We start from the raw sequence: 20,147 nt of genomic DNA on the forward strand, positions 1-20,147 counted from the left end.
CTCTCCCGGATCTCGGCTAAAGGTAGCACTCATAGAGACGGTGCCTGCCCGGAGAACTCATCGCTCGCGGTGGAACTAGTTGTAGGCGGCGGCGACTCCGTCGAGCAGATGCTCGAGGGTGTCGTAGGCGGGCACGTCGACGATGTCGATCAGGTCGGCGGGCACCGCCACCTCGCGTTCGGTGGCGACAGCGGCGAATTGCGCGTTGTCGCCGGTGCGGAAACCGTGTTCGGCGGCCAGGCGGCGCAGTTCCGGGTTCTCGGTGAGCAGGGCGCCGATCGTGTCGCCGGTCGCGGTCAGCGGCACCAGGGTGTGGTTGGACAGCACCGTCGGGGTCGGGTAGGTCAGCACCATGTCCGGGGTGATGCGCCCCTCGCCCGCGGCGCCGACGAACTGCGCTTCGTAGATGCAGACCAGCGGGGTCGGGCCCATCCCGTTGGCGAGGTACTGGTTGAACGGCCCCTCGCTGCTGTTGTCGGTATAGCCCTGGGCGAGAAACAGTTTCGACAGCACCGGCAGGACATGCGCTTCGGCGGTGTCGCCGCGCACGATGGTGTGATCGTTGGCCACATAGCTCGCGATCGAGAGGTACATGGCCGCGGAGTTGGAGGTGCGCGGGTCGGTGGTGGAGACCAGGATGTTCTTGGCGACCGGGTAGGTGGTGTTGCCGGGCAGGTCGTCCCATTGCACGCCGGCGGCGGTCAGTTCCAGGTACTTGTTCATGTCGAAGGTCGCGACGGGACCGGGACGGATGACGCCGGCCGCGGTGAGCAGGTCCGCGATCGGCCGGTAGGTGGCGATGGCGATCGGCGAGGCGAACGGGGTGTATTTGGTGGTGACGGCGCGCTGACGCTGGATGCGTTCGGCGGCCGGGCTGCTCGACGGGAACGCGAAGTCGTACTGATCCAGGTCGACGGTGGTGGCGATCTGGCGTGACCCGGCGGGCTCGACCTCCACGCGGACCCCGTTGTCGGCCAGTACCCGGACCACCCGCTCGTCCTGGAAGAACGCCACCTTCTCCGACCCGACGACACCGCGCACCACCGTCGGTGCGGCCGGGGCAGCCACCGCCGCCTCGTCGGCACCCGGCCACAGCGCCGAACCGGCCACCACCGCGGCGACCACGCCGACCGCGCCGATCGACAACGGCACCACCGCGCGCCTGCTCACCACCCGCCGGTGCGCGCCACCGGCACCCGGTTCGGTGGGCTCCTGGCCGGCCGCCCGCACCGCGGCCGGTGCCGGGATCCGCACCGTCGGCTCGGGGTCGGCGAGTTCGCGGCGCACGATCCGTTCGACGAGGATCGGCACGAACTCCCGGATCGGTTTGCCCTCGAAACGTGTATGCGCGGCGCCCACCGCCGAAGTCACCTGGTCGACGGGGACGTTCTCGGACAGGTCTTCGACCAGACTCTCGGTCATACGCCGCATGGCCAGCTCTTCTCGCTGGACGACATCGGCTGCTATGCCGGGGGTTACGCGCGACACCACATTCTCCTGGGCTCGGATCGGCTGCGGACGTGGCGCGGCGACCGGGCCCTCCCGTGCGCACGCCGCGGGCCACGCTACCGGCGCGCAGCACAGTTGCCCCAGCGCGCAACGGCCGGGCACGCAGAGTTCAACACCCGCTCCGCTGTGCGCCATGTGATGTTGTCCGGCTGTTCGCGAATATTCTCGAAACCCGCTCTGCGGGTGGCTGATTCGCGTCGGCGTGCGCGGTCAGCCCGCCGCGCCGGGTCGCTCGGTCAGGCCGAGGCGCAGATGCTCGCTGTGGTAGACGGCTTCGTCGAGCAGTTGGGCGACGTGGTTGTCGTAGAGGCTGTAGACGATGCTGCGTCCGGTGCGGGTGCCGGTGACGAGCCCGAGGTTGCGCAGCAGCCGCAGCTGGTGGGAGACCGCGGACTGTTCCATGCTGACGGCGTCGGCGAGTTCGGTGACCGGGAGTGGTCCCTGGCGTAGTTCGCTCAGGATCAGCAACCGGCTCGGGGTGGCCAGGGCCTGCAAGGTCGTGGCGACGTGCGCGGCGGCGTCAGCGTCCAGCCGTGCGATCGGCCTGTCGTGGCCGTCGACACCGTGTCCCATGGCCGCAGTCTATCCCGCCAACAACACATGAATACCTCTTCATTTATTCTGTTATTGTCGCGTCGTCCGTTCCCCGCTCCCGGAGGTGACCCGTGGCCTCGTCCACCGCCACGCCCACCCGTCCTGCCCTCGGCAGACCCGCGCTCACCCCGCGACGCACCCGCTGGTCGTCGCTGCCGCAGATGCGCTGGGCCGCGACGGCATCGGCACTGTTCGTCCTCGGCGTGCTCGCCCAGCTCGCCGATACCCCGGCGCCGCTGTGGTGGGCGCTGTATCTGGGCTGCTATGCCGCGGGCGGCTGGGAGCCGGGACTGGCCGGACTCCGGGCGCTGCGGGACAAGACCCTCGACGTCGACCTGTTGATGGTCGTCGCGGCGATCGGCGCCGCCGCGATCGGGCAGGTGTTCGACGGCGCGCTGCTCATCGTCATCTTCGCCACCTCGGGCGCGCTCGAAGCCCTCGCCACCGCCCGCACCGAGGACTCCGTCCGCGGCCTGCTCGACCTCACCCCCGACACCGCCACCGTCCTCACCGCCGACGGCGAACAGACCGTCGCGGCCGCTGAACTCGCGGTCGGCGCGCTCGTGCTGGTGCGTCCCGGTGACCGGATCGCCGCGGACGGCACGGTGATCGGCGGGGCGAGCGAGGTCGATCAGGCCACCGTCACCGGCGAGTCCCTGCCGGTCGGCAAAGCCGCAGGCGACGACGTGTTCGCCGGCACCCTCAACGGCACCGGTGTGCTGCGGGTGCGGGTGCGGCGCCGCGCCGAGGACTCGGTGGTGGCCCGGATCGCCGGACTGGTCGAAGAAGCCGGACGCACCAGCGCGAAGGCGCAGCTGTTCATCGAGAAGATCGAGCAGCGCTATTCGGTGGCCATGGTCACGGCCACGCTCGCGGTGTTCCTGGTGCCGTTGGCATTCGGTGCGTCGTTGCAGAGCGCGCTGCTGCGGTCGATGACGTTCATGATCGTCGCCTCACCGTGCGCGGTGGTCCTGGCGACCATGCCGCCGCTGCTGGCCGCCATCGCCACCGCGGCCCGGCACGGCGTGCTGGTCAAATCCGCGGTGGTCATGGAACAGCTCGGCGGCACCACCCGCGTGGTGGTCGACAAGACCGGCACCCTCACCCGCGGCGTCCCCGAGCTCGCCGCCGTCACCGTCCTCGACCCGACGATCACCGAGGACGAGGCCCTGCGCGTGGCCGCGGCCGCCGAGTACGCCAGCGAACACCCCCTCGCCACCGCGATCGTGCGCGCCGCCCGCGGGCGTGGACTGTCGCTGCCGAAGGCCGAGGACTTCGCCGCCCTGCCCGGGCGCGGTGTATCGGCACTGGTCGACGGTACCCGAATCCGCGTGAGCTCCCCGGCGGCTTCCGATCCGGCGACCGGGGCGGTGGCCGAGCTGCGGGCACGCGGAGGCACCGCGGTCGTCGTCCACCGCGAGCAGACCCCGGTCGCGGTGTTCGGCATCACCGATCAGGTGCGTCCCGAGGCCGCTGCCGCCGTCGCCGCGCTCACCGCCGCGACCGGCGCCACCCCGGTCGTGCTCACCGGCGACAACCCGGTCACCGCCGCCGCCCTCGCCCGTCAGGTCGGGATCGGCGAGGTGCGCGCCGAACTGCTGCCCGCCGACAAGGTCACTGTCATCCGGGAACTCGAGGCCGCCGGCGCCCGGGTGACGATGGTCGGCGACGGGATCAACGACGCACCGGCCCTGGCGGCCGCGCACGTCGGGATCGCCCTGGGCGGCGCCGGATCCGACCTCGCACTGCAGACCGCCGACGTGGTGATCGTGCGCGACGACCTCACCGCCATTCCCGCGGTCATCGCGCTCGCGCGCCGGGCCCACCGCGTCGTCGTCGCCAATCTCGTTCTCGCCGGCGGATTCATCGCTGTCCTGGTGACGTGGGACCTGGTCGGTCACCTGCCGCTGCCGCTGGGCGTGGCCGGTCACGAAGGATCGACGGTGCTGGTCGGCCTCAACGGATTGCGCCTGCTGCGGTCGAAGGCGTGGCCCCGCTGAGGATTCCGTTCGCCGACGCCGACTTGGCATCGGCCCACCGAAAAACCCATCCGCACCGTGCCTTCGAGGTCAGCTCCGGGGGTCCGGGGCCGAATCCTGGGCGGTGGCCCGCAGCAGGGTGCGCAACAGTCCCCCGGCCAGCAACTCCAGCACACCGATCACCACCAGCGCACCACCGGTGACGGTGGCCAGGCCGGTGACAGTGTGGAACTTCACCGCGATCACCACGAGCCCGATGACGGCGGTGGCGACGCCGCACACCTCGTGCACCCAGCCGTCGGCGACCTCAGTGTCCCAGGCCGCCACCAGCGCCTGCACGGTCCCACGCACCGCCCAGCCGATCCCGATCCACAACGCCAGCAATTCGATCGTGCCGCCGCTGAAGGCGAGCATTGCCAGGATGCCGGTCAGAATCGCGCTCACCACCACGATCAGCCGCAACGGGAACGTGATACGCGAGAGCAACGCCAGATACACCTGTATGCCCGCACTCACCAGCAGCGCGACCCCGAACACCAGGGCCAGCGTCGAGGTGGAACGCCCAGGCCAGAGCAGGATCACCAGGCCGAGCGCGAACGAGCAGATCCCGGCGAGCAGCATCGCCTGCCGGGTACCGTCGCGCGAGCGCGAATCCACGGCTACCGAGATTACGCGGTCACATCCGCCGCACGATGCCGCACACGCTGGGCGTTCGCGACCGAACTAGAAGAACCAGCCCAGTTCCGGTGCGCGCTCGGTGGCGAACGCGGCGTCCAAGGCATCCAGTGCCGCCGCGTTGCCGACCCGGATCCGGTGGGCAGCGGCCAGGGTGCGGGCGCCGCCGGCCGGCTGGCTAAGGTCGGGACCATGCTGCTGTGGATCAACGGCCCCTTCGGCGGGGGCAAGACCCAGACCGCGTTCGACCTGCATCGACGACTTCCCGGCAGTGTGGTCTGTGACCCCGAGTCGGTGGGTTTCGGGCTGCACCGGATGATGCCCTCGGCGCTGCGGGGCGATTTCCAGGACTATCCCAGCTGGCGGCAAGGCGTGTTCGAGGTGCTCGACCACGTCGTGCGCCACCACGACGGGGTGGTCATCGCGCCGATGACGGTCGCGAACCCGCGCTACTTCGACGAGACCGTGGGACGGTTGCGCACCGCGGGCCACGATGTCCGTCACTTCGCGCTGCTGGCCGAGCGGGCGACGGTCCTGAATCGGCTGCGCGACCGGGGACTCGGTCTCGCCGCCGTCCTGCGTCTGGTCGGTAAGCAGGATCTGTTGCTGCGCATGGAACAGTTCGCTGTCGACCGGCTCGACTACTGCCTCGACCAGTTGCGCGCACCCGAATTCGCCGAACACCTCTGGACCGACACCACCCCGATCGCCGCGGTGGCCGACCGTATCGCCGACAGCGCCGGTCTGACCTTGACCCCCGACACCGACGGCCCGATCCGCGGCACACTGCGCCGCGTCGCCGTCACCGTCCGCAGCGCCCGCCTGTAACTGTCAGCGTTGCACCATCGCGCGCAGGTCGGGCAGATTGCCGATGCGCTGGGTGACGGGGCGCCCGGGGGCGGCGGCCTGCGGGGAACCGGTGGCCCGCAGCAGTGCCCGGATCTCGGCGGGTGTGGCACGGGCACCGGTCTGCGCACGGATGCCCTGGTAGGCGGCCACGGCGCCGACGACGATCGGGGACGCGCTCGAGGTACCGCTGAATTCGTCGGTGTACCAGAGGTCTTCGTCGGCGCCGCCCTGCAGGTCACCGTAGCCGGTGGTGGTCACCTCCCGGCCCCACCCCTGGACATCCAGGCGCGCACCATAGTTCGAGAACGCCAGCCGGGAGCGGGCCGGACCGTGGTCGCGGCCGTGCAGACCGGGCGGTGGGGCGCCCGCCCCGACGAGGACCGCGCCGGAGTCGACGGGACCGGCGCGCAGCGGATTGCGCCAGTCGCCGGGGAAATCGGCGGGCCGGGCATCGTAGACGGGGTCGTCGAAGTTCTCTCCGCCGTTGCCGGCCGCTTCCACCACGACGATGCCGCGCCCGACCGCGTATCGGACGGCGGCGAAGTCGTCGGGCCACCACTCCACGGCGATGTAGCCGCGCTGGTCGGGGGTGGCACGGTAGTCGAATCGTGGTCCGGGACGGTGCAGTTCGATGAGCAGCACGTCACCGGGGTCGAGGGTGTCGGCGGCCGCGCGGATCGCCGTCGCCGACCCGATACCGAAGATCGAAACGGCCCTGATGTGGGCTTCCGGCGCGATCCCGGTGACACCGAAGGCATTGAGGTCGCCGCTGATCTCGCCGGCGACAGCGGTGCCGTGATTGCGCCAGCCGAGATCGTCGGCGGCGGTGCCGCCGATCATCCCGCCCTGGTTCTGGCGTAGGTCTTCGTGGGTGAACCGCCACGCGCCTTCGACGTCGACGATCCGCACGCCGGTGCCGAGCCCGCCGGGGCGGGTGTGCGCCCACACCGCGTCGATCCCGGTCGGTCCGGCATCCAGATACCCCTGGCGCGACCGGAAGTCCGGTGTCACGGCCGGGGCGTCGGGCGCGACGGCGTTCGCGGCCAGCGGGGCCAGCGGTGGTTCGGCCGCCGGTTTCACGTAGGCGGCCGCGACGGTGTCCTCGGCGCGCAGCCGGTGCGCGAGCTCACCGAGGTCACCTACCTCGCCGCGCACGGTGAAATAGCTCAGGTACTCCCCGGCCACCGGCGCCTGCGGTGTTTCCGAGAGCCGGGCGGCGAGCCGGTTGCCGGGTCCGAAGATCGGTTCCAGATGTGCTGTGCCGGGCAGTAATTCGTCGACCCGGCTGCGCAGCGACCGGTTTTCGCGCAGGGCACGGTCGGTGATCTCGGGTCCGGTCGGTGCGGTGACGACGACCAGTTCGCCGGATGCGACCGCGGCGACGGGCGCCCCTGGTCGCCGATGCCTGCTGGGTCGAGCGGTGGAGGCCATGGCTATCAGTGAACCGCGCGCCGCGTCGGCTCGCTACCGATCCCCCGCACACGCGGTCCGCGACACGCCGTTCACCACATCGCGGCGACCACCCCGGCCCCCGCGATCACTGCGACGTAGAGCAGCACCAGCCGGGTGTCACGCAACCAGCATCGGCTGCGCCGCAACCCCGCTCGCCACGCCCGCCAGTATCCGGCGAAGGCCAGCGCACCGAATCCGGCGACCGCCCACGGCCCGATCAGCCAGGTCAGCAGGGCCGCGGTCGCGACAATGCACAGCGTCAGCGGATCCGGTGGCTGGTGTCCGCGCACCGCTTCCTCGTAGTAGACACCGCGTGACTCGCTCACCGCACCGCCACCGGCAGCAGCGTGTGTCCGGCCGGTGCCGCGGCCGCCAGGCGCTGCCGTGACAGGGCGGGCCAGGCCTGGACCGCGCAGAACGGCGCGCACTGATCGGCATCGGAGCGGGTGCCGACATGCACACAGCACTGGGTGAGGCGTTCCTCGATCATCGTCGAGACGTCCATGAACGGTTTGATCGTGATCCGCACGACCCGTTCACCGAGCAGGGTCCGCAACCGTTTCCGCCGCCCGGGCAGTGCCGAGGACGCCAGCGTGAGCAGCGTCGACATCCCCAGATCGCAGTGCTCGCAGATGTTGCGCCACACCCGCCCGATCTCCGGATGTGACAGCGAGGACTGTTCCGACAGCAATCCCAGCAGCGATTCGCGCACCGCGACCCGCAACTCGGCGGGCAGTTGCGTGTCCGCGATCCGGTTCGACACCAGACCCAGCTGCTCCTTCAACCGGTCGGGCCCGATCAGCGATACCAGCGACCGCCAGTCTCCCGCGTCGTCGCGCAGCAGATATCCGACCGAGCAGCAGTGCGGATGCGAGCACGGCAGGGCGGTCAGGTCACGCCAGGTGACCTGCCCGCCGGTTTGCGGGCCGAGCCGGCGCAGCACCCCGGTGTGGGTGAGACGATCCATCGGGTCGATGGCTCCCGAACGGCCCGAACCGAATTGGGGCTGGATCGACACGCCGCCGACGAAGGGGGTGTCCATGGCGGTGCGCACGACGGCGCCGATCTCGTCGTCGTTCACACCGAGCGCCACCGTCATCACCAGGGTCGTGAAGATGCCTGCGCCGGAGAGCCTGCGCAGCGCCTGCGCCTTCCTGGCCCGCAGGTCACCACCGCGATGGTGCCGCGACGCTGCCGCGCTCACTCCGTCGTATTGCAGATACACCTCGACCCGGTCACGGTGCTCGCGCAGCAGGGCGAGCAGGGTGTCGTCGGTGGCGATGCGTAACCCGTTGGTGTTGAGCAGGATGCGGGTGATCGGGCGGGCGGTGAGCTCGGTCAGCAGCTGCGCCAGTTCCGGGTGCAGGGTCGGTTCGCCGCCGCTGAGCATGAGCACATCGAGGCGGCCGTTCTCGCGGGCGAGCCGCTGATCGACATTGGCCAGGACATCGGCCACCGCGACCACCCCGCGCAGGTCCGGGGAGGAATCGGCGAAACAGGTGGGGCAGCGCAGGTTGCAGCTGTCGATGATGTCCTCGAGCAGGATGCAGGTGTGCTGGGTCTGCATCTCGGGCAGCCCGCGCAGATACGCCGACGGCACCGGATCGAAATTGCTCACCACGTCGGGCCGGTGCGCTTTGGTCGGCGCGGTCCATTCCTCGAGGTAGGCGAGGATTTCGGGGTCCTCGTCGTAGAGGGTGCGGACCATGCCGTGCACCGCGCAGCCGCGCTCCAGCCACACCCGCCCGTCGCGTTCGGCCAGCCAGCCCGAGAGCCGGGCCACCCGTGGCAGCGGGGTCTCGGGGTCCGCGGCGTGGCAGTGCGGGCAGAACGCGGTGACATAGCGCAGGATCCGGTCACCGCGCAGCGGCATGCCACTCATCGCGCCATCCCGAACATCGTGGTGTACAGCGCGGGATTGACCGCCGTACAGATCCCGGCCGTGCATACCGTGACCAGCGCCCACCCGATCATCAACCCCATCCCGAACCCTTTCGGTATCGGCTTTTTCAGCCGGATCAGCAACCAGCCACCGACGAACGCCGACACCGCACTGATCACCCCGGTCAGCGCGAACACCGCCCGGCCCACGTTCTGTTCGTTCGCGGCCGCGATCAGGAACGCGATGAATCCGGCGACGGCGTTGACGCCGACGAAGGTCGAGGCACCCGCCAGCGCCATCGCCGCGATGGTCCCGCCCTGCCCTGAGGGTGGCGGACCGGGCGGTGGTGGCGGTGGCATGTTCGGTGGAGGGACGGGCGGAAAACTCATGCCGGCACCTTTCGTCGCAGGACACGGTCGTAGTTGCCGCGCCGATAGCCGATGGTCCACCGCACCGCGACCAGCACCAGTCCCGGCAGCAGGAACCATTGCGGCCGGGTCAGATCCAGCCACACCGTGTCGTTGGCGCGGGTGAATTCGACCAGGAACCGGAAGATCGCGTACGCCCCGACATAGAGGGTGAACAGTTCCCCGGGTGTGCTGATCCGGTCCCGCAACCACCACAGCGCGCCGAAGGCTGCCAGCTGGAACGCGATCTCGTAGGCGTAACTGGGATGCATCGCCACTCCGGCGGCACAGCCGGGACAGTGCGGCACGCTCATCGGTGCGTGGATGCCCCACGGCAGGGTGGTCGGGCGGCCCGGCGCCTCGGTGAGCAGGCAGCCGATCCGGCCGACCGCCATCCCGAGCGCCACCGCGGGCGCGAACAGGTCACCGGTGCGTTCCCGGTAGCCGATGATCCGCTTGGCGACCAGCACGCCCACATAGGCGCCGAGCAGCCCGCCGAGCACGCTGCGTGCCCCGAACATCCAGCTCTCGTATGGATCGAGGGTTTCGGCCAGGCTCGACAGCCGCATCCCGATCGCCCCACCCACCAGTGCCCCGGTGACCGCGACCAGCGATTCCTCGCGCAGCGCGTCGCGACGCCGGCATTCGGCCACGAACACGATCGCCGCCACGGCCACGCCGAGCGCGACGAAGAACCCGTGCGTCTCGATCCCCCACACCACCTGTGGCACCATGGCGAAAGGGTAGCGGCCCGCAGGGTGGGTCCGCGTGAGTGAAACTACCCGTCTTTCCCCCGCTCACCACCGGGTACGTCGCTGTTCGTGAGTGAATCCCGGTGCGCGCGTGAGTGTTTCGCCTAGAATCGGCGCCGGGTGAGATCCTCGGTCACCCGGCGTGAACCAGTCCATCGGAAATGCCGTCATGCAGGGGGTCAACCATGTCTACTGCTGTCGATTTCGCCGCCCGTCTCATCGATCCGTCCGCGATCGCCGCCGCAGGCCACTCCGCAGTTCTCGCCTATGTCGCACCGAGCAGACCCGGGGCGAACTTCGGCGCCAAACCCATCACCGCCGACTATGCCCGCGCGCTCACCGCCGCGGGCCTCGACATCGTCTCGATCTGGCAGTACGGCAAACCCGGCGACCCCACGCCCTCGGACTGGACCACCGGTTTCGACGGCGGCAGGCGGATGGCCGAACAGGCCCGCGCCACCCATCTGAGCCTGGGCGCGCCGGCGCACGCGCCGATCTTCTTCGCCGTCGACGAGGACATCTCCCTGGCCCAGTGGAACAGCACCGCGGTCGAGTTCTTCCGCGGCGTCAACGCGGTACTCGGCACCGCGGGCACCGGCATCTACGGGCATTCGCGGGTGTGCGCGTGGGCCATCGAGGACGGAGTCGTCGGCGGGCGTGGCGAATTCAGCTGGGTGTGGCAGACCCGTGCCTGGTCGGGCACCGAACGGGAGCCACGCGCGGTGCTCTACCAGCGGGTGATCGATACTCCGGGCAACCCCGGCCCGGTCATCGACGGCACCTCGGTCGACGTCAACGACATCGTGGCCCCCGATTTCGGGCAGTGGGCCCTGGACCGCACGGTCACCGTTCCGCCGTTCACCGAACTCGATCGCCTCGGCCCCTCCCATTCACCCCGTGACGGCGCCCGGATCACGAATTTCCTCCTGCACACCCAGGAGGGCAACGGCACCGCCGAGTCCCTGGCCGCCTACCTCAACGACCCGGCCAACGGCGTCTCCTACCACTACACGCTGCGCGACGCGGTGCTGGTGCGGGTGGTGCCCGAGGAACTCGCCTCCTGGTCGGTGCTGTCGGCCAACCCGTTCACCGTGAACCTGTGCTTCGCGGGCAGCCGGGCGGCCTGGTCGCGCGCGCAGTGGCTGGCCATCGACGACGACCTGCGCGTCGCGGCCTACATCGCGGTCCGCAGCGCGCTGCGCCATCACTTTTCGACCACGGTGATCGCCCCGGACTACCACGTGGGCGAGGGCATCACCGATCACAACTATGTGACCGAAGCGCTCGGTATCGGCAGCCACACCGATGTCGGCCCGAACTTCCCGTGGGATGTGTTCGCCGCCCACGTCGCCGATTTCGCCGGAGCGGGCCCGCCCAGCGCCATCGATGTCCGAGCGGCCGCGTCGCCGTGGCTCGGGACGCGGCGCACCGACGGGGAACTCGCCACGCCCGACGGGATCGGCCGCTTCGCCGAGTTCGAGCACGGCTACGTGTACTGGCATCCGGCCACCGACGCGCACGCGGTCCCGACCGCGATCATGACCAAATACGCCGAGCTCGGCTGGGAGGCCGGCCCGCTGGGCTATCCGATCGCCGAACACACCGAACTGCCCGACCCGCGTGGCACGGGCCCGGGGTTGGCGCAGGCCTTCCAGGGCGGCATCGTGTATCGACGGGCCGGGAGTCCGGCGTATCGGGTGCACGGTGCGATCGGTGCGCGCTGGGCCGCGACGGGCTACGAGAACGGGCCGCTGGGTTGGCCGGCCTCCGACGAGGTCGGCCATGACGACGGCATGTATCAGGAGTTCGAGTTCGGCCGGGTCTACTGGGTGCCCGAACAGGTGGTCGCCCTGCGCAATTCCGGCGAACCCGACACGCCGCTGGCGCGTCCGGCGTAACCGGTCAGGCCAGCAGGATGGCGAGCGTGGTGGCCGCGGCACTCAGGATCAGTGCCACGACCACCACGATCGCGATGAGCCGTATCCGCGAGGACGGGCCCTGGTAGGTCTCGTCCTCGTTCAGCATGTCCGCGAGGTCGACGGCGGCGAACTCACGTGTGGTTTCCAGAGGTCCGGGCTGCTCGGTCATGATCGGTGACGGTAGTCGAGGCCGTGGCCGAGGTCGACCGGTACCCCGATCATGGCTGCGGCGCAGCGGTTCTGGTCGCCGCCAGCAGGTCGTCGAGGCGGCGTTCGGCGCGTTCGGCCCGCGCGAGGGTCTCCTTGCGTACCTCGTCGAGCGCGGTCAGACGTTCCGTGGCCTCGGCGCGAGCCTGGTCGAGTGCGGCGGCGGCTTCGGTGCGCCGCTGTTCGGCGTCCGCGGTGGCGCTGCGGCGCAGGTCGGCGAGTTCGACTCGGGTGCGGTCGAGTTCGGCGCGGGTGGTGTCGAGTTCGGCGCGTGCCCGTCGCCATTCCTCCCGTGCTTCGGCGGCGGCTTCGACCCGTTCGGCGGTGGCCTGCTCGGCGCGTTCGGTGGCGCGGTCGGCGTCGGCGGCCCGCTGGATCGCCAGATCGCGTTCCGCGGTGGCGGCGGCGATGCGTGCCTCGGCGTCGCGGCGGACGTGGGCGGTCTCGGTGTCGGCCCGCTGCTCGGCGCGGGTCACCGCGTCGGCGGCGTCCTGCTGGGCGCGGGCGATGTCGTCGGCGGCTTGTTGGTGTGCGGCCCGCACCTCGGCTTCGGCGTCGCTGCGGGCGGCGAAGACATCGTCGGCGGCCTGTTTGGTGACGCGGTCCACCGAGGCGAGCACTTCGTCCCGGGCGGCGAGCGCTTCGGTCACCGCCTGCTCGGCATCCTCGGCGGCGGCCACGGCCTCCTGGGCCACCGATTCGGCGAGCGCTCTGGCCTCCTCGGCGTCCCGGCGCGCTTGCTCGGCGGCCACCGCGGTCATCTCCGCTTCGGCGATCCGGCGTGCCGCGTCGGCCTGCACCGCCTGGACCTGCGCCTCGGCCACCGACGGGTCACCCAGGGTCTGCAGTTCGGCGACGGCGGCATTCAATGTGGTGCCCAATTGTTCTGCCAGCCCACGGAACTGCCCGAGCAGCTCATCGGCCCGCAGCCGCGCCACCGTCACCGGCCCCTGTGTCGTCACAGTGACGTTAGCGGGCGCACTCTCCGACTCCTGCTGCAGCCGTTGCCTTTCCCGCCACGCGCGCCATCGCGTGTGGTCGGGGTGATCGCAGTATTCCGACGGTCGGCCGGGGCCACCGCCGCGGGTGATGGGCCGGGCACAGCCCGGATAGTTGCAGACGCTCGACACCGATGAATCGTAACGTTGGTTTCGTCAACTGGTTACGTATCAGACGAAACGAATTCTGTGTCGCCCGTTCAACTCTCGATACCAACCCTTCCCATCCTGACCCCCGATAAGTGAACATTATCGGGGGTCAGATGGTCACGAGGGTTCCAATCACCTCCCCTGATTTACGTTTACGTTTGGTCGCATCCAACGCTACGTATCCACAACGGAATCTGGTGAAAACTGTGCTCGGTGGTACAGGCGTCCACAACGACAGGTGGCCGATGTCAGCGGGGTCCGGTTGGACGAGCTCGTGACTGTCTACGACGTGGCCCGCCGGCTTCCGGCCATCGCCGACGTGCGGGATCTGTGTCGCTCGGTGGCGATGCTCGATGCGATCCTGAGCCCGGACTGGGAACGCCGGTACTACTCGTTCAACGCCGCGTGGGCGGACGGCGAGGAGGTGGCCTCGATGCGCAACGGGTCAGGAGACGAGTACTCCATCGTGTTCGCGGCGGCCGGGGCCTATGTCCGTGGTTTCGGTCACGAATCGCCGATGAGCCCCTACGGCAACGACTACGAGCCCTGGCCGGGAGTGATCGACGACGTTCCCGATGTCTTCCAGGGCTTCGTCGAAGAGCCGGCGTTCACCGACGAGGACGGCGTGCCCGTGGTGACGGCCTGCCTGTGGCGGGAAGCGACGGATGATCAATGGCGCCACGGCACCATCGACTTCCCCACTGGCCGCGCCGACCCTGATGGGGCGACAGGTCTGTTCCACCTGCTGGTCGAACGCTCACCCGAATCGTTCCAGCGCTTCGCCGAGGACTACTACGAGATCCCCGTCGACCTGAAAGCGGTGCGTGAGGTGTATGCCTTGCGCCCGCTGGACCAGGAACTCGTGTCGTCGCTGAACGGAAACCTCACCCTGGCGGACCTGGCCCAGGACATCTCCGAAATCGGTTATCCGCAGGTTCGCTGAGCGCCGAAGGCCGGTCACCAGCATTCGCCTGTCCGTCACGATGCGTGTCCATCCAGCGACGATCGCCCTGTCCAATACGTCGCGCGACGTATGCGGCAGCGGCGCGCAGGCTGGCCGAGTACGCGCGGATGCCCGACGACGGACTGCGCCGGTATCAGGCAGACAGTCAACCGGCGGTGCGGCGGCCGACGTGTATCAGCTGATCTTCTGGATGTCGGCAGGTTTCCAAGTGCCGTCGAACGCGGGCTGTTCGGGGCCGTAGATGCGCAGGTAGACAAACCAGCCACGCCCCGGCACGGTACGGATCCAGCGGCCTTCGGCCCCGGCCGGCTCCTCCGGTGCGAAATACAGGCGCGTCGGTGTCGAGGTGTCGACATCGCTGAGCTCGAACATCGACCGCAGTGCGGCTTTGTCCTGATCGGTCTGTATTTGCGAGCGGGTTTCGACTCCCACGCGCGGTCGGGCCAGGCGATGCGATCGGGCCGGTCGCTGGCGAACGCCGCGACCAGCATCTGGTCACGGCCGGTGCGGGCGGCGCGCTCGAGCAGGGCGCGGGTGGTTTCGTCGGTGGGGAACGGTTTGCCCGGTTCGATTCCGAGTGCGCTCAGCAGTCCATGCATCGGCCGGAACTCCTCGATGACGGGTTCGGCGTCGAGGAGTTCGTGCAGTTGTTTCCAGTAGTCGAGACCGGCCTCGACCTGGAGGGGGCTGGCGTCCATGGCGGTCTCGGTGATGTCACGGAAGCCCATGCGATCGTCCTCGCCCGCGGCGAGCGGGTAGATCTTCATCGCCCGCAGCGCGTCGAGAGCCTTGTCGATGTCGGCCCCGAGCGGGTGTCGGAGTTCGCGGTGAACCCGATCTGGCGGGGTCCGGTCGAGGCGATGCCCATGGTCTCGTTGGCGTGAATGCCGATTGCACGGTTGCCCCGGAACATTGCGTCGACCGAGATGGTCGGATACCAGAACCGGTACGCGGTCACCGCCCTCGCGAACGTGGCCTCGTCGCGGGCGGCCGCCGCAGCCGCAGCGGTCGGATAGCCGGTATCGAATTCATAGGCGAAACCGATCTGCTGGGCTTGCGTGCGTTCGGTCACCGCGGACTCCATTTTCTGTCTCGGGAACGGGCGTGTGGCGCGCCCGGCGACGGATTCTCACTGTCGCATCACCGCCCGCTGCTCGACCCCGCACGAAACGGGTGATTTCGGTCGGGCCTCGCCCCCATCGGTGGCGCAGATACCCGCGTGCTCACTCGTCGCTGTCAGGGTCACGCGCACCACCGCGGCCCGACACATCTTCCCGATGTCCTTCGATCCGGTCGCAGTCGATGCGCCCGCCTGCGGCCTTGTCCAGGGGCGTAGTCCCGGCCGGAACGAGACCACCGGCGACGATCAGGCCGGTCTTGTTGTCGCCAGGCGGTACCCGACGCAGTGGAGCTCGTCGGTGGGGTGGCCGCTAGTTCTGGCGGAGCCGGTCGAGGGTCAATCGCACCTGCGCCCGGGCGACCGTGTCGAGGTCGTGCCGGCTGACCGCGGGACTTTCCGGTTCCCGGGTGAGGTCGATCCGTACGCGCACCATCATGTTGCGGTCCTGGACCTCCATCTCGTAGGTCATATTGGGAACGAGGTCACCATAGGTTTCCCACATCCAGCAGCCGCGGGTGCCGATGTCGGTGACCAGTCCCATATCGATGTCGCCGGAGGCACGCATGGTGCAGAAGTGGCTCGGCGCCGACTCGTCGTGGGTGAACTCGGCCGCGACGACCATGGCGGCACGGTCGAACGAGTAGTCGTCACCGACGGTGCTGGTGTAGTCGACTTCGCATTCCAGGCGGCCGAGGGAGTTGGCCGATGGTGGCGTCTCCGTGTGTACGGGGTCGCGTTTCGGTCTCGTCGCCCATTGGGTCAACGGGGTCGGATCGAGCAGATCGCACGCGTTGGTGATGCCGTTCATCGAATAGGTCGTCGGGCTCGGTGCCGCATCGGCGTCCGTTCCACCACTGTCACCGGCACCGCGGACGAGGAACCCGATCGCCACCCCGACGACCAGGCCGAGCACTCCCGCGACGATCAACCCAGTACGCGGCGGCCGCGGATGCGGTGCCGATCCGGCCCCACCCCGATGCGGTGCGTCGCTGTGTTCGCGCTGCGCTTCGCTCATCCTTGATCCCCTCCGGTGCCGGCCGGACCCGCTCGCCGGTGATCGACTCGGACCGATCCTACTGTCGGCCTGCCCCGGATCATCCACGCGCACACCGGGGTCCGGGCGGACCGGGCAGTGCCGATGTGGTGTCAGGCGAGGGTGGCGGTCGTGGCGAGAGTGGTGTGTTCCATGGTGAAGGAACCGCCCAGCGCGTCGATGGCCGCGCCGACCACGTCGGCGATCTCGGCCAGTTGATCGGGGCCGAGGCCGGTGAGTCCGCCGGTGGTGGGGAGTAGTTCGAGCCATTGGTCGCGGGTGTAGGACCGCTGCCAGTCGTATCGCCACTGTTCGGGTTCGGCGAAGTGCCCGGTCGCGCGGATCTGCTCGGCGAACTTCGCGTAGCCGGCCTGGTAGAGACTCAGGGGTCGGCGGGCCGGTTGACCGTTGAGTGGGGAGTCCGGTGCCACTCGCCGGTAGACGGCGGCGAACGGTTCGGCCACTGCCTCCGGTGGTTCGTAGACGTGGCCGAAGATCGCCAGGCGGCCACCCGGACGTAGCACCTCGGCCGCTTTGGCGGCGCCCACGGCGGGGTCGACCCAGTGCCACGACTGGGCCGCGACGACCGCGTCGAACGACCGGTCGTGCGGTTGCCACTGCTCGAAGCTCGCCACCTCGACCCGCAGGCCGCGGGCGCGGGCGAACTCGGCCATGCGCGCGTCGGGTTCGATGCCGAGCACCGTGGCTCCCCCGGCCTGGAACTGGCGGGCGGCGATGCCGGTGCCGCAACCGATGTCGAGAACGTCGGGCCGGTCGGTTCCGGCGAGGATTCGGGTGATGAGGGTGTCGGGGTAGCCGGGGCGGGCCCGGTCGTAGCGCTGGGGGTCGACGCCGAACGAGACGGCCATCCGCGGAAACCGATCCGGCGGTCGTGGGACGGGTTCGGGGTGTTGCGACGATAGAGTGGGCATGCGCCCACCTTAATGGGCGATCGCCCACTGTGCCATGATTCCGCTGGATCGACGCACGAGAGGATCAGTGAGTGCCGACTGGAGTGCACCTTCGTGATGTCCGGCAGCAACTCTTCGACGCCGCCGACCGCGTCCTGCTGCGCGACGGCCCGAACGGGCTGACCAGTCGCGCCGTCACCGACGAGGCCGGCTGCGCCAAAGGCGTGCTGCACCGGCACTTCACCGACTTCGACGCCTTCCTCACCGACCTGGTGCTCGACCGGGCCGCCCAGCTCGACACCCAGGCGGCCACGCTCCGCGCCGCCGCGGGCACCGACACGGTGGCAGCCAACCTGACCACCGCCCTGACCACGCTGTTCGGTCCGGTTCCGGTGGCGATCATCCCGCTCATCACCTTCCGCGACGAGCTACGCGCCCGCCTCCGCCACGCCAGGCCCGGCGGCGGCATGGCGATCCTGGCCGAGGTGACGACCGCGATCACCGGCTATCTCGACGACGAGCGCGCGCTCGGCCGCATCGCCGCCGACGCCGACATCGATTCGCTGACCCTGTCCCTGGTCGGCGGTGGGCACCTGCTGTTCACCGATCGCGACCACATCCCCACCACCGAGGCGGTCGGCAAGTTCGTCGCCTCGGTCGTCTCCGACGTGGTCCGGCGCCGACCGGCCTGAGCCGTCCGGGTCCGCATCGGACTAATTCTTCTTCAGCTCCTCGGCGAGCATGACCAGGATGCCGCTGGGACCGCGGAGGTAGGTGAGCTTGTAGATGTCGGCATAGGTCGCGACGCCGCGCAGCGGATGGCAGCCGTGCCGGGCGGCAATCGTGAGAGCCTCGTCGAGGTCGTCGACCGAGAACGCGACGCGGTGCATGCCGATCTCGTTGGGCAGGGTGGGCTCGGTCTCGATCGCTTCGGGATGGATGTACTCGAACAGCTCGATCCGGCCGTGCCCGTCCGGCGTCTGGAGCATCGCGATCTTGGCGTGGTTGCCATCCAGGCCGACCGCGGTGTCTGTCCACTCGCCGCTGACGGTGCTACGGCCGACGACCGTGAGGCCGAGGTCGGTGAAGAACGCGATCGTCGCTTCGAGGTCGTGAACGGCGATGCCGACGTTCTCGAGTTTGATGTCCATGCGTCGCATGCTAATCCCGGTGTGCGACGAGTTCTGGAAGCGTAGCGTGACGCCGTTGTTCAGGATCTGCACGCCGTCGTCGAGGGTGACAGCGGGGTCCGGTTCACGAGCGTGCTTCTTGTGCCGCGGTGTAGTCCTCGTCGCTGACGTGGTCGAGCCAGGTCACGACCTGGCCGTGGTCGTCGGCTTCCTGCATGGCGACATGTGCCATGAAGCAGTCGGCGGTGGCGCCGTGCCAGTGCTCCTCGCCCGGCTCGATGTAGACGACATCGCCGGGCCGGATCTCCTGCACACCGCCCGCGCGGGTCGCGACCAGGCCCACGCCGTCGGTGACGTAGAGGGTCTGGCCTCTGGGGTGGTGGTGCCAGGCGGTGCGGGCGCCCGGGGTGAATCGGACGTGGGCGCAGCCGATGGCGGTCTGCTCGTCGGGATCGCGGATGCCGTCGATGAGGACGGTGCCGGTGAAGTAGGCCGTGGGACCGGTCGCGGTCGGGCCGCCGCTCCTGCTGTATTTCACAACGTTTCTCCTCGTGGTCGGGTTCGGGTGACAGGCGTCTAGACCGTCAGCAGCACCTTGGTGGCGCGGCGCTCGTCCATGGCCCGGTAGCCTTCGGCCGCTCGATCCAGCGGCAGGGTGAGGTCGAAGACCTTGCCCGGGTCGATCTCACGCCGCCAGATCAGGTCGATCAGTTCGGGCAGATACCGGCGTACCGGTGCCGGGCCGCCGGCGAGGTGCACGCCGGTGCCGAACAGCAGTTCGCCGGGGATTTCGACGTCGTGGGAGACGCCGACGAACCCGACGTGCCCGCCTGGGCGCGTCGCGCCGATCGCCTGCATCATGGCTTCCTGGGTGCCGACCGCCTCGACGACGCTGTGCGCGCCGAGCCCGCCGGTCAGGGCCACCACCTCGGCGGCGCCCTCCTCGCCTCGCGTCTCGACGATGTCGGTCGCGCCGAACTCGCGAGCGAGTTTCTGGCGGTCGGCGTGGCGGCTGAACGCGATGATCCGCTCGGCGCCCATCTGCCGGGCGGCCAGGACCGCGAGCAGACCGACCGCGCCGTCACCGACCACGGCGACGGTCTTGCCCGGGCCGGCCTGGGCGGTGTCGGCGGCGAACCAGCCGGTACCCAGCACATCGGAGGCGGCGAGCAACGAGGGGATGAGGTCCGCGTCGGGCCGGCCGGGCGTGGCGACCAGCGTGCCGTCGGCCAGCGGAATGCGCGCCCGCTCGGACTGGGTGCCGATCGAACCCATGATCGTGCGGTGCACGCAGTGCGACTGGTAGCCCGCGCGGCAGATCTCGCAGGTGTTGTCCGACGCCCAGAACGACCCGACGACGAAATCGCCCACCGAGACCTTTTCGACCGCGGGGCCGACCTGTTCCACCACGCCGACGTACTCGTGCCCCATGACCTGGTGATCGACGTCCTGCACGCCGCGATACGGCCACAGATCGGACCCACAGACGCAGGTCGCCGTCACCCTGATGACGGCATCGGTCGGCTCGATGATCGTGGGGTCGGCACGGTCTTCGACCACGATCTCGCCCGGTCGTGTCATAACCACCTGACGCATGAGACACACTTCCTTTCTCG

Annotated in this window: 22 protein-coding genes; 5 read left to right on the plus strand and 17 right to left on the minus strand. The window is 69.6% G+C overall.

Annotated elements, in window-relative coordinates; genetic code table 11:
• Positions 1 to 75: 75 nt before the first annotated feature.
• Positions 76 to 1,488, minus strand: coding sequence for a three-helix bundle dimerization domain-containing protein (locus ACFXK0_RS07205; RefSeq protein ID WP_379408982.1), 1,413 nt, complete (start codon positions 1,486 to 1,488; stop codon positions 76 to 78).
• Between the two features lie 231 nt (positions 1,489 to 1,719).
• Positions 1,720 to 2,082 carry an ArsR/SmtB family transcription factor gene (locus tag ACFXK0_RS07210; protein ID WP_379408983.1) on the minus strand — a complete coding sequence of 121 codons (363 nt, stop codon included), beginning with the start codon at positions 2,080 to 2,082 and terminating at the stop codon, positions 1,720 to 1,722.
• A gap of 92 nt (positions 2,083 to 2,174) precedes the next feature.
• On the opposite strand from ACFXK0_RS07210, the gene ACFXK0_RS07215 reads away from it, so the two are divergent.
• Entirely contained in the window at positions 2,175 to 4,103 is a 1,929-nt protein-coding gene (locus ACFXK0_RS07215) for a heavy metal translocating P-type ATPase (protein WP_379408984.1), read from the plus strand.
• Positions 4,104 to 4,172: 69 nt separating this feature from the next.
• On the opposite strand, the gene ACFXK0_RS07220 is transcribed toward ACFXK0_RS07215, so the two are convergent.
• Positions 4,173 to 4,739 (minus strand): DUF308 domain-containing protein, encoded by a 567-nt coding sequence (locus ACFXK0_RS07220; protein ID WP_379408985.1) that lies wholly within the window; start codon positions 4,737 to 4,739, stop codon positions 4,173 to 4,175.
• A gap of 210 nt (positions 4,740 to 4,949) precedes the next feature.
• Between ACFXK0_RS07220 and ACFXK0_RS07225 the strand changes: the two genes are divergently transcribed.
• Positions 4,950 to 5,585: an AAA family ATPase gene (locus ACFXK0_RS07225; RefSeq protein WP_379408987.1), complete on the plus strand. Its 636-nt coding sequence runs from the start codon at positions 4,950 to 4,952 to the stop codon at positions 5,583 to 5,585.
• Positions 5,586 to 5,588: 3 nt separating this feature from the next.
• On the opposite strand, the gene ACFXK0_RS07230 is transcribed toward ACFXK0_RS07225, so the two are convergent.
• From ACFXK0_RS07230 to ACFXK0_RS07250, 5 genes are all read right to left on the minus strand, one after another.
• Positions 5,589 to 7,037, minus strand: coding sequence for a S8 family peptidase (locus ACFXK0_RS07230; protein ID WP_379408988.1), 1,449 nt, complete (start codon positions 7,035 to 7,037; stop codon positions 5,589 to 5,591).
• 71 nt (positions 7,038 to 7,108) lie between these two features.
• On the minus strand, positions 7,109 to 7,384 hold the full coding sequence (locus ACFXK0_RS07235) for a hypothetical protein (RefSeq protein WP_379408990.1): 276 nt from the start codon (positions 7,382 to 7,384) through the stop codon (positions 7,109 to 7,111).
• On the minus strand, positions 7,381 to 8,931 hold the full coding sequence (locus ACFXK0_RS07240; RefSeq protein WP_379409179.1) for a radical SAM protein: 1,551 nt from the start codon (positions 8,929 to 8,931) through the stop codon (positions 7,381 to 7,383). The genes ACFXK0_RS07235 and ACFXK0_RS07240 overlap by 4 nt, the downstream gene beginning before the upstream one ends.
• A 5-nt stretch (positions 8,932 to 8,936) precedes the next feature.
• A complete protein-coding gene (locus ACFXK0_RS07245) occupies positions 8,937 to 9,239 on the minus strand; it encodes a hypothetical protein (RefSeq protein WP_379408992.1) in 303 nt (100 codons plus the stop codon).
• A gap of 86 nt (positions 9,240 to 9,325) precedes the next feature.
• Positions 9,326 to 10,081: a prolipoprotein diacylglyceryl transferase gene (locus tag ACFXK0_RS07250; RefSeq protein ID WP_379408993.1), complete on the minus strand. Its 756-nt coding sequence runs from the start codon at positions 10,079 to 10,081 to the stop codon at positions 9,326 to 9,328.
• Positions 10,082 to 10,284: 203 nt separating this feature from the next.
• On the opposite strand from ACFXK0_RS07250, the gene ACFXK0_RS07255 reads away from it, so the two are divergent.
• Positions 10,285 to 11,997: a glycoside hydrolase domain-containing protein gene (locus tag ACFXK0_RS07255; RefSeq protein WP_379408994.1), complete on the plus strand. Its 1,713-nt coding sequence runs from the start codon at positions 10,285 to 10,287 to the stop codon at positions 11,995 to 11,997.
• Between the two features lie 4 nt (positions 11,998 to 12,001).
• On the opposite strand, the gene ACFXK0_RS07260 is transcribed toward ACFXK0_RS07255, so the two are convergent.
• Entirely contained in the window at positions 12,002 to 12,187 is a 186-nt protein-coding gene (locus ACFXK0_RS07260; RefSeq protein WP_379408996.1) for a hypothetical protein, read from the minus strand.
• 49 nt (positions 12,188 to 12,236) lie between these two features.
• Complete coding sequence (locus ACFXK0_RS07265; protein WP_379408997.1) at positions 12,237 to 13,187, minus strand: hypothetical protein; 951 nt, start codon at positions 13,185 to 13,187, stop codon at positions 12,237 to 12,239.
• A 460-nt stretch (positions 13,188 to 13,647) separates the two neighbouring features.
• On the opposite strand from ACFXK0_RS07265, the gene ACFXK0_RS07270 reads away from it, so the two are divergent.
• Entirely contained in the window at positions 13,648 to 14,316 is a 669-nt protein-coding gene (locus ACFXK0_RS07270; protein WP_379408999.1) for a hypothetical protein, read from the plus strand.
• Positions 14,317 to 14,511: 195 nt separating this feature from the next.
• Here ACFXK0_RS07270 and ACFXK0_RS07275 read toward each other — a convergent pair whose 3' ends face one another.
• The 4 genes from ACFXK0_RS07275 to ACFXK0_RS07290 form a co-directional block, all read right to left on the minus strand.
• The gene (locus tag ACFXK0_RS07275; RefSeq protein WP_379409000.1) at positions 14,512 to 14,769 is read right to left on the minus strand and encodes a DUF1214 domain-containing protein; all 258 of its coding nucleotides are present in this window, start codon (positions 14,767 to 14,769) and stop codon (positions 14,512 to 14,514) included.
• A gap of 331 nt (positions 14,770 to 15,100) precedes the next feature.
• A complete protein-coding gene (locus ACFXK0_RS07280) occupies positions 15,101 to 15,409 on the minus strand; it encodes a hypothetical protein (protein WP_379409001.1) in 309 nt (102 codons plus the stop codon).
• A gap of 358 nt (positions 15,410 to 15,767) precedes the next feature.
• The gene (locus ACFXK0_RS07285; RefSeq protein ID WP_379409002.1) at positions 15,768 to 16,472 is read right to left on the minus strand and encodes a hypothetical protein; all 705 of its coding nucleotides are present in this window, start codon (positions 16,470 to 16,472) and stop codon (positions 15,768 to 15,770) included.
• A 131-nt stretch (positions 16,473 to 16,603) separates the two neighbouring features.
• Positions 16,604 to 17,359, minus strand: coding sequence for a class I SAM-dependent methyltransferase (locus tag ACFXK0_RS07290; RefSeq protein ID WP_379409004.1), 756 nt, complete (start codon positions 17,357 to 17,359; stop codon positions 16,604 to 16,606).
• Positions 17,360 to 17,493: 134 nt separating this feature from the next.
• On the opposite strand from ACFXK0_RS07290, the gene ACFXK0_RS07295 reads away from it, so the two are divergent.
• Positions 17,494 to 18,093, plus strand: a complete 600-nt coding sequence (locus tag ACFXK0_RS07295) for a TetR/AcrR family transcriptional regulator (protein WP_379409005.1) — start codon at positions 17,494 to 17,496, stop codon at positions 18,091 to 18,093.
• A gap of 21 nt (positions 18,094 to 18,114) precedes the next feature.
• Here ACFXK0_RS07295 and ACFXK0_RS07300 read toward each other — a convergent pair whose 3' ends face one another.
• The 3 genes from ACFXK0_RS07300 to ACFXK0_RS07310 all read right to left on the minus strand — a co-directional run bounded on the left by ACFXK0_RS07300 (position 18,115) and on the right by ACFXK0_RS07310 (position 20,127).
• Positions 18,115 to 18,552, minus strand: a complete 438-nt coding sequence (locus ACFXK0_RS07300; RefSeq protein WP_379409180.1) for a VOC family protein — start codon at positions 18,550 to 18,552, stop codon at positions 18,115 to 18,117.
• A 103-nt stretch (positions 18,553 to 18,655) separates the two neighbouring features.
• Positions 18,656 to 19,069, minus strand: coding sequence for a cupin domain-containing protein (locus tag ACFXK0_RS07305; protein WP_379409006.1), 414 nt, complete (start codon positions 19,067 to 19,069; stop codon positions 18,656 to 18,658).
• A gap of 38 nt (positions 19,070 to 19,107) precedes the next feature.
• Positions 19,108 to 20,127 (minus strand): zinc-dependent alcohol dehydrogenase family protein, encoded by a 1,020-nt coding sequence (locus ACFXK0_RS07310; RefSeq protein ID WP_379409008.1) that lies wholly within the window; start codon positions 20,125 to 20,127, stop codon positions 19,108 to 19,110.
• Positions 20,128 to 20,147: the final 20 nt, after the last annotated feature.

Source organism: Nocardia sp. NPDC059177 (assembly GCF_042755165.1).
GTDB lineage: Bacteria > Actinomycetota > Actinomycetes > Mycobacteriales > Mycobacteriaceae > Nocardia.

Coding starts and splice junctions, on each gene's coding strand:
- ACFXK0_RS07210 (WP_379408983.1), bottom strand. CDS start 2,082: ATGGGACACGGTGTCGACGGCCACGACAGGCCGATCGCACGGCTGGAC.
- ACFXK0_RS07260 (WP_379408996.1), bottom strand. CDS start 12,187: ATGACCGAGCAGCCCGGACCTCTGGAAACCACACGTGAGTTCGCCGCC.
- ACFXK0_RS07245 (WP_379408992.1), bottom strand. CDS start 9,239: ATGGCGCTGGCGGGTGCCTCGACCTTCGTCGGCGTCAACGCCGTCGCC.
- ACFXK0_RS07285 (WP_379409002.1), bottom strand. CDS start 16,472: ATGAGCGAAGCGCAGCGCGAACACAGCGACGCACCGCATCGGGGTGGG.
- ACFXK0_RS07230 (WP_379408988.1), bottom strand. CDS start 7,037: ATGGCCTCCACCGCTCGACCCAGCAGGCATCGGCGACCAGGGGCGCCC.
- ACFXK0_RS07300 (WP_379409180.1), bottom strand. CDS start 18,552: ATGGACATCAAACTCGAGAACGTCGGCATCGCCGTTCACGACCTCGAA.
- ACFXK0_RS07240 (WP_379409179.1), bottom strand. CDS start 8,931: ATGCCGCTGCGCGGTGACCGGATCCTGCGCTATGTCACCGCGTTCTGC.
- ACFXK0_RS07225 (WP_379408987.1), top strand. CDS start 4,950: ATGCTGCTGTGGATCAACGGCCCCTTCGGCGGGGGCAAGACCCAGACC.
- ACFXK0_RS07250 (WP_379408993.1), bottom strand. CDS start 10,081: ATGGTGCCACAGGTGGTGTGGGGGATCGAGACGCACGGGTTCTTCGTC.
- ACFXK0_RS07310 (WP_379409008.1), bottom strand. CDS start 20,127: ATGCGTCAGGTGGTTATGACACGACCGGGCGAGATCGTGGTCGAAGAC.
- ACFXK0_RS07290 (WP_379409004.1), bottom strand. CDS start 17,359: ATGGCCGTCTCGTTCGGCGTCGACCCCCAGCGCTACGACCGGGCCCGC.
- ACFXK0_RS07255 (WP_379408994.1), top strand. CDS start 10,285: ATGTCTACTGCTGTCGATTTCGCCGCCCGTCTCATCGATCCGTCCGCG.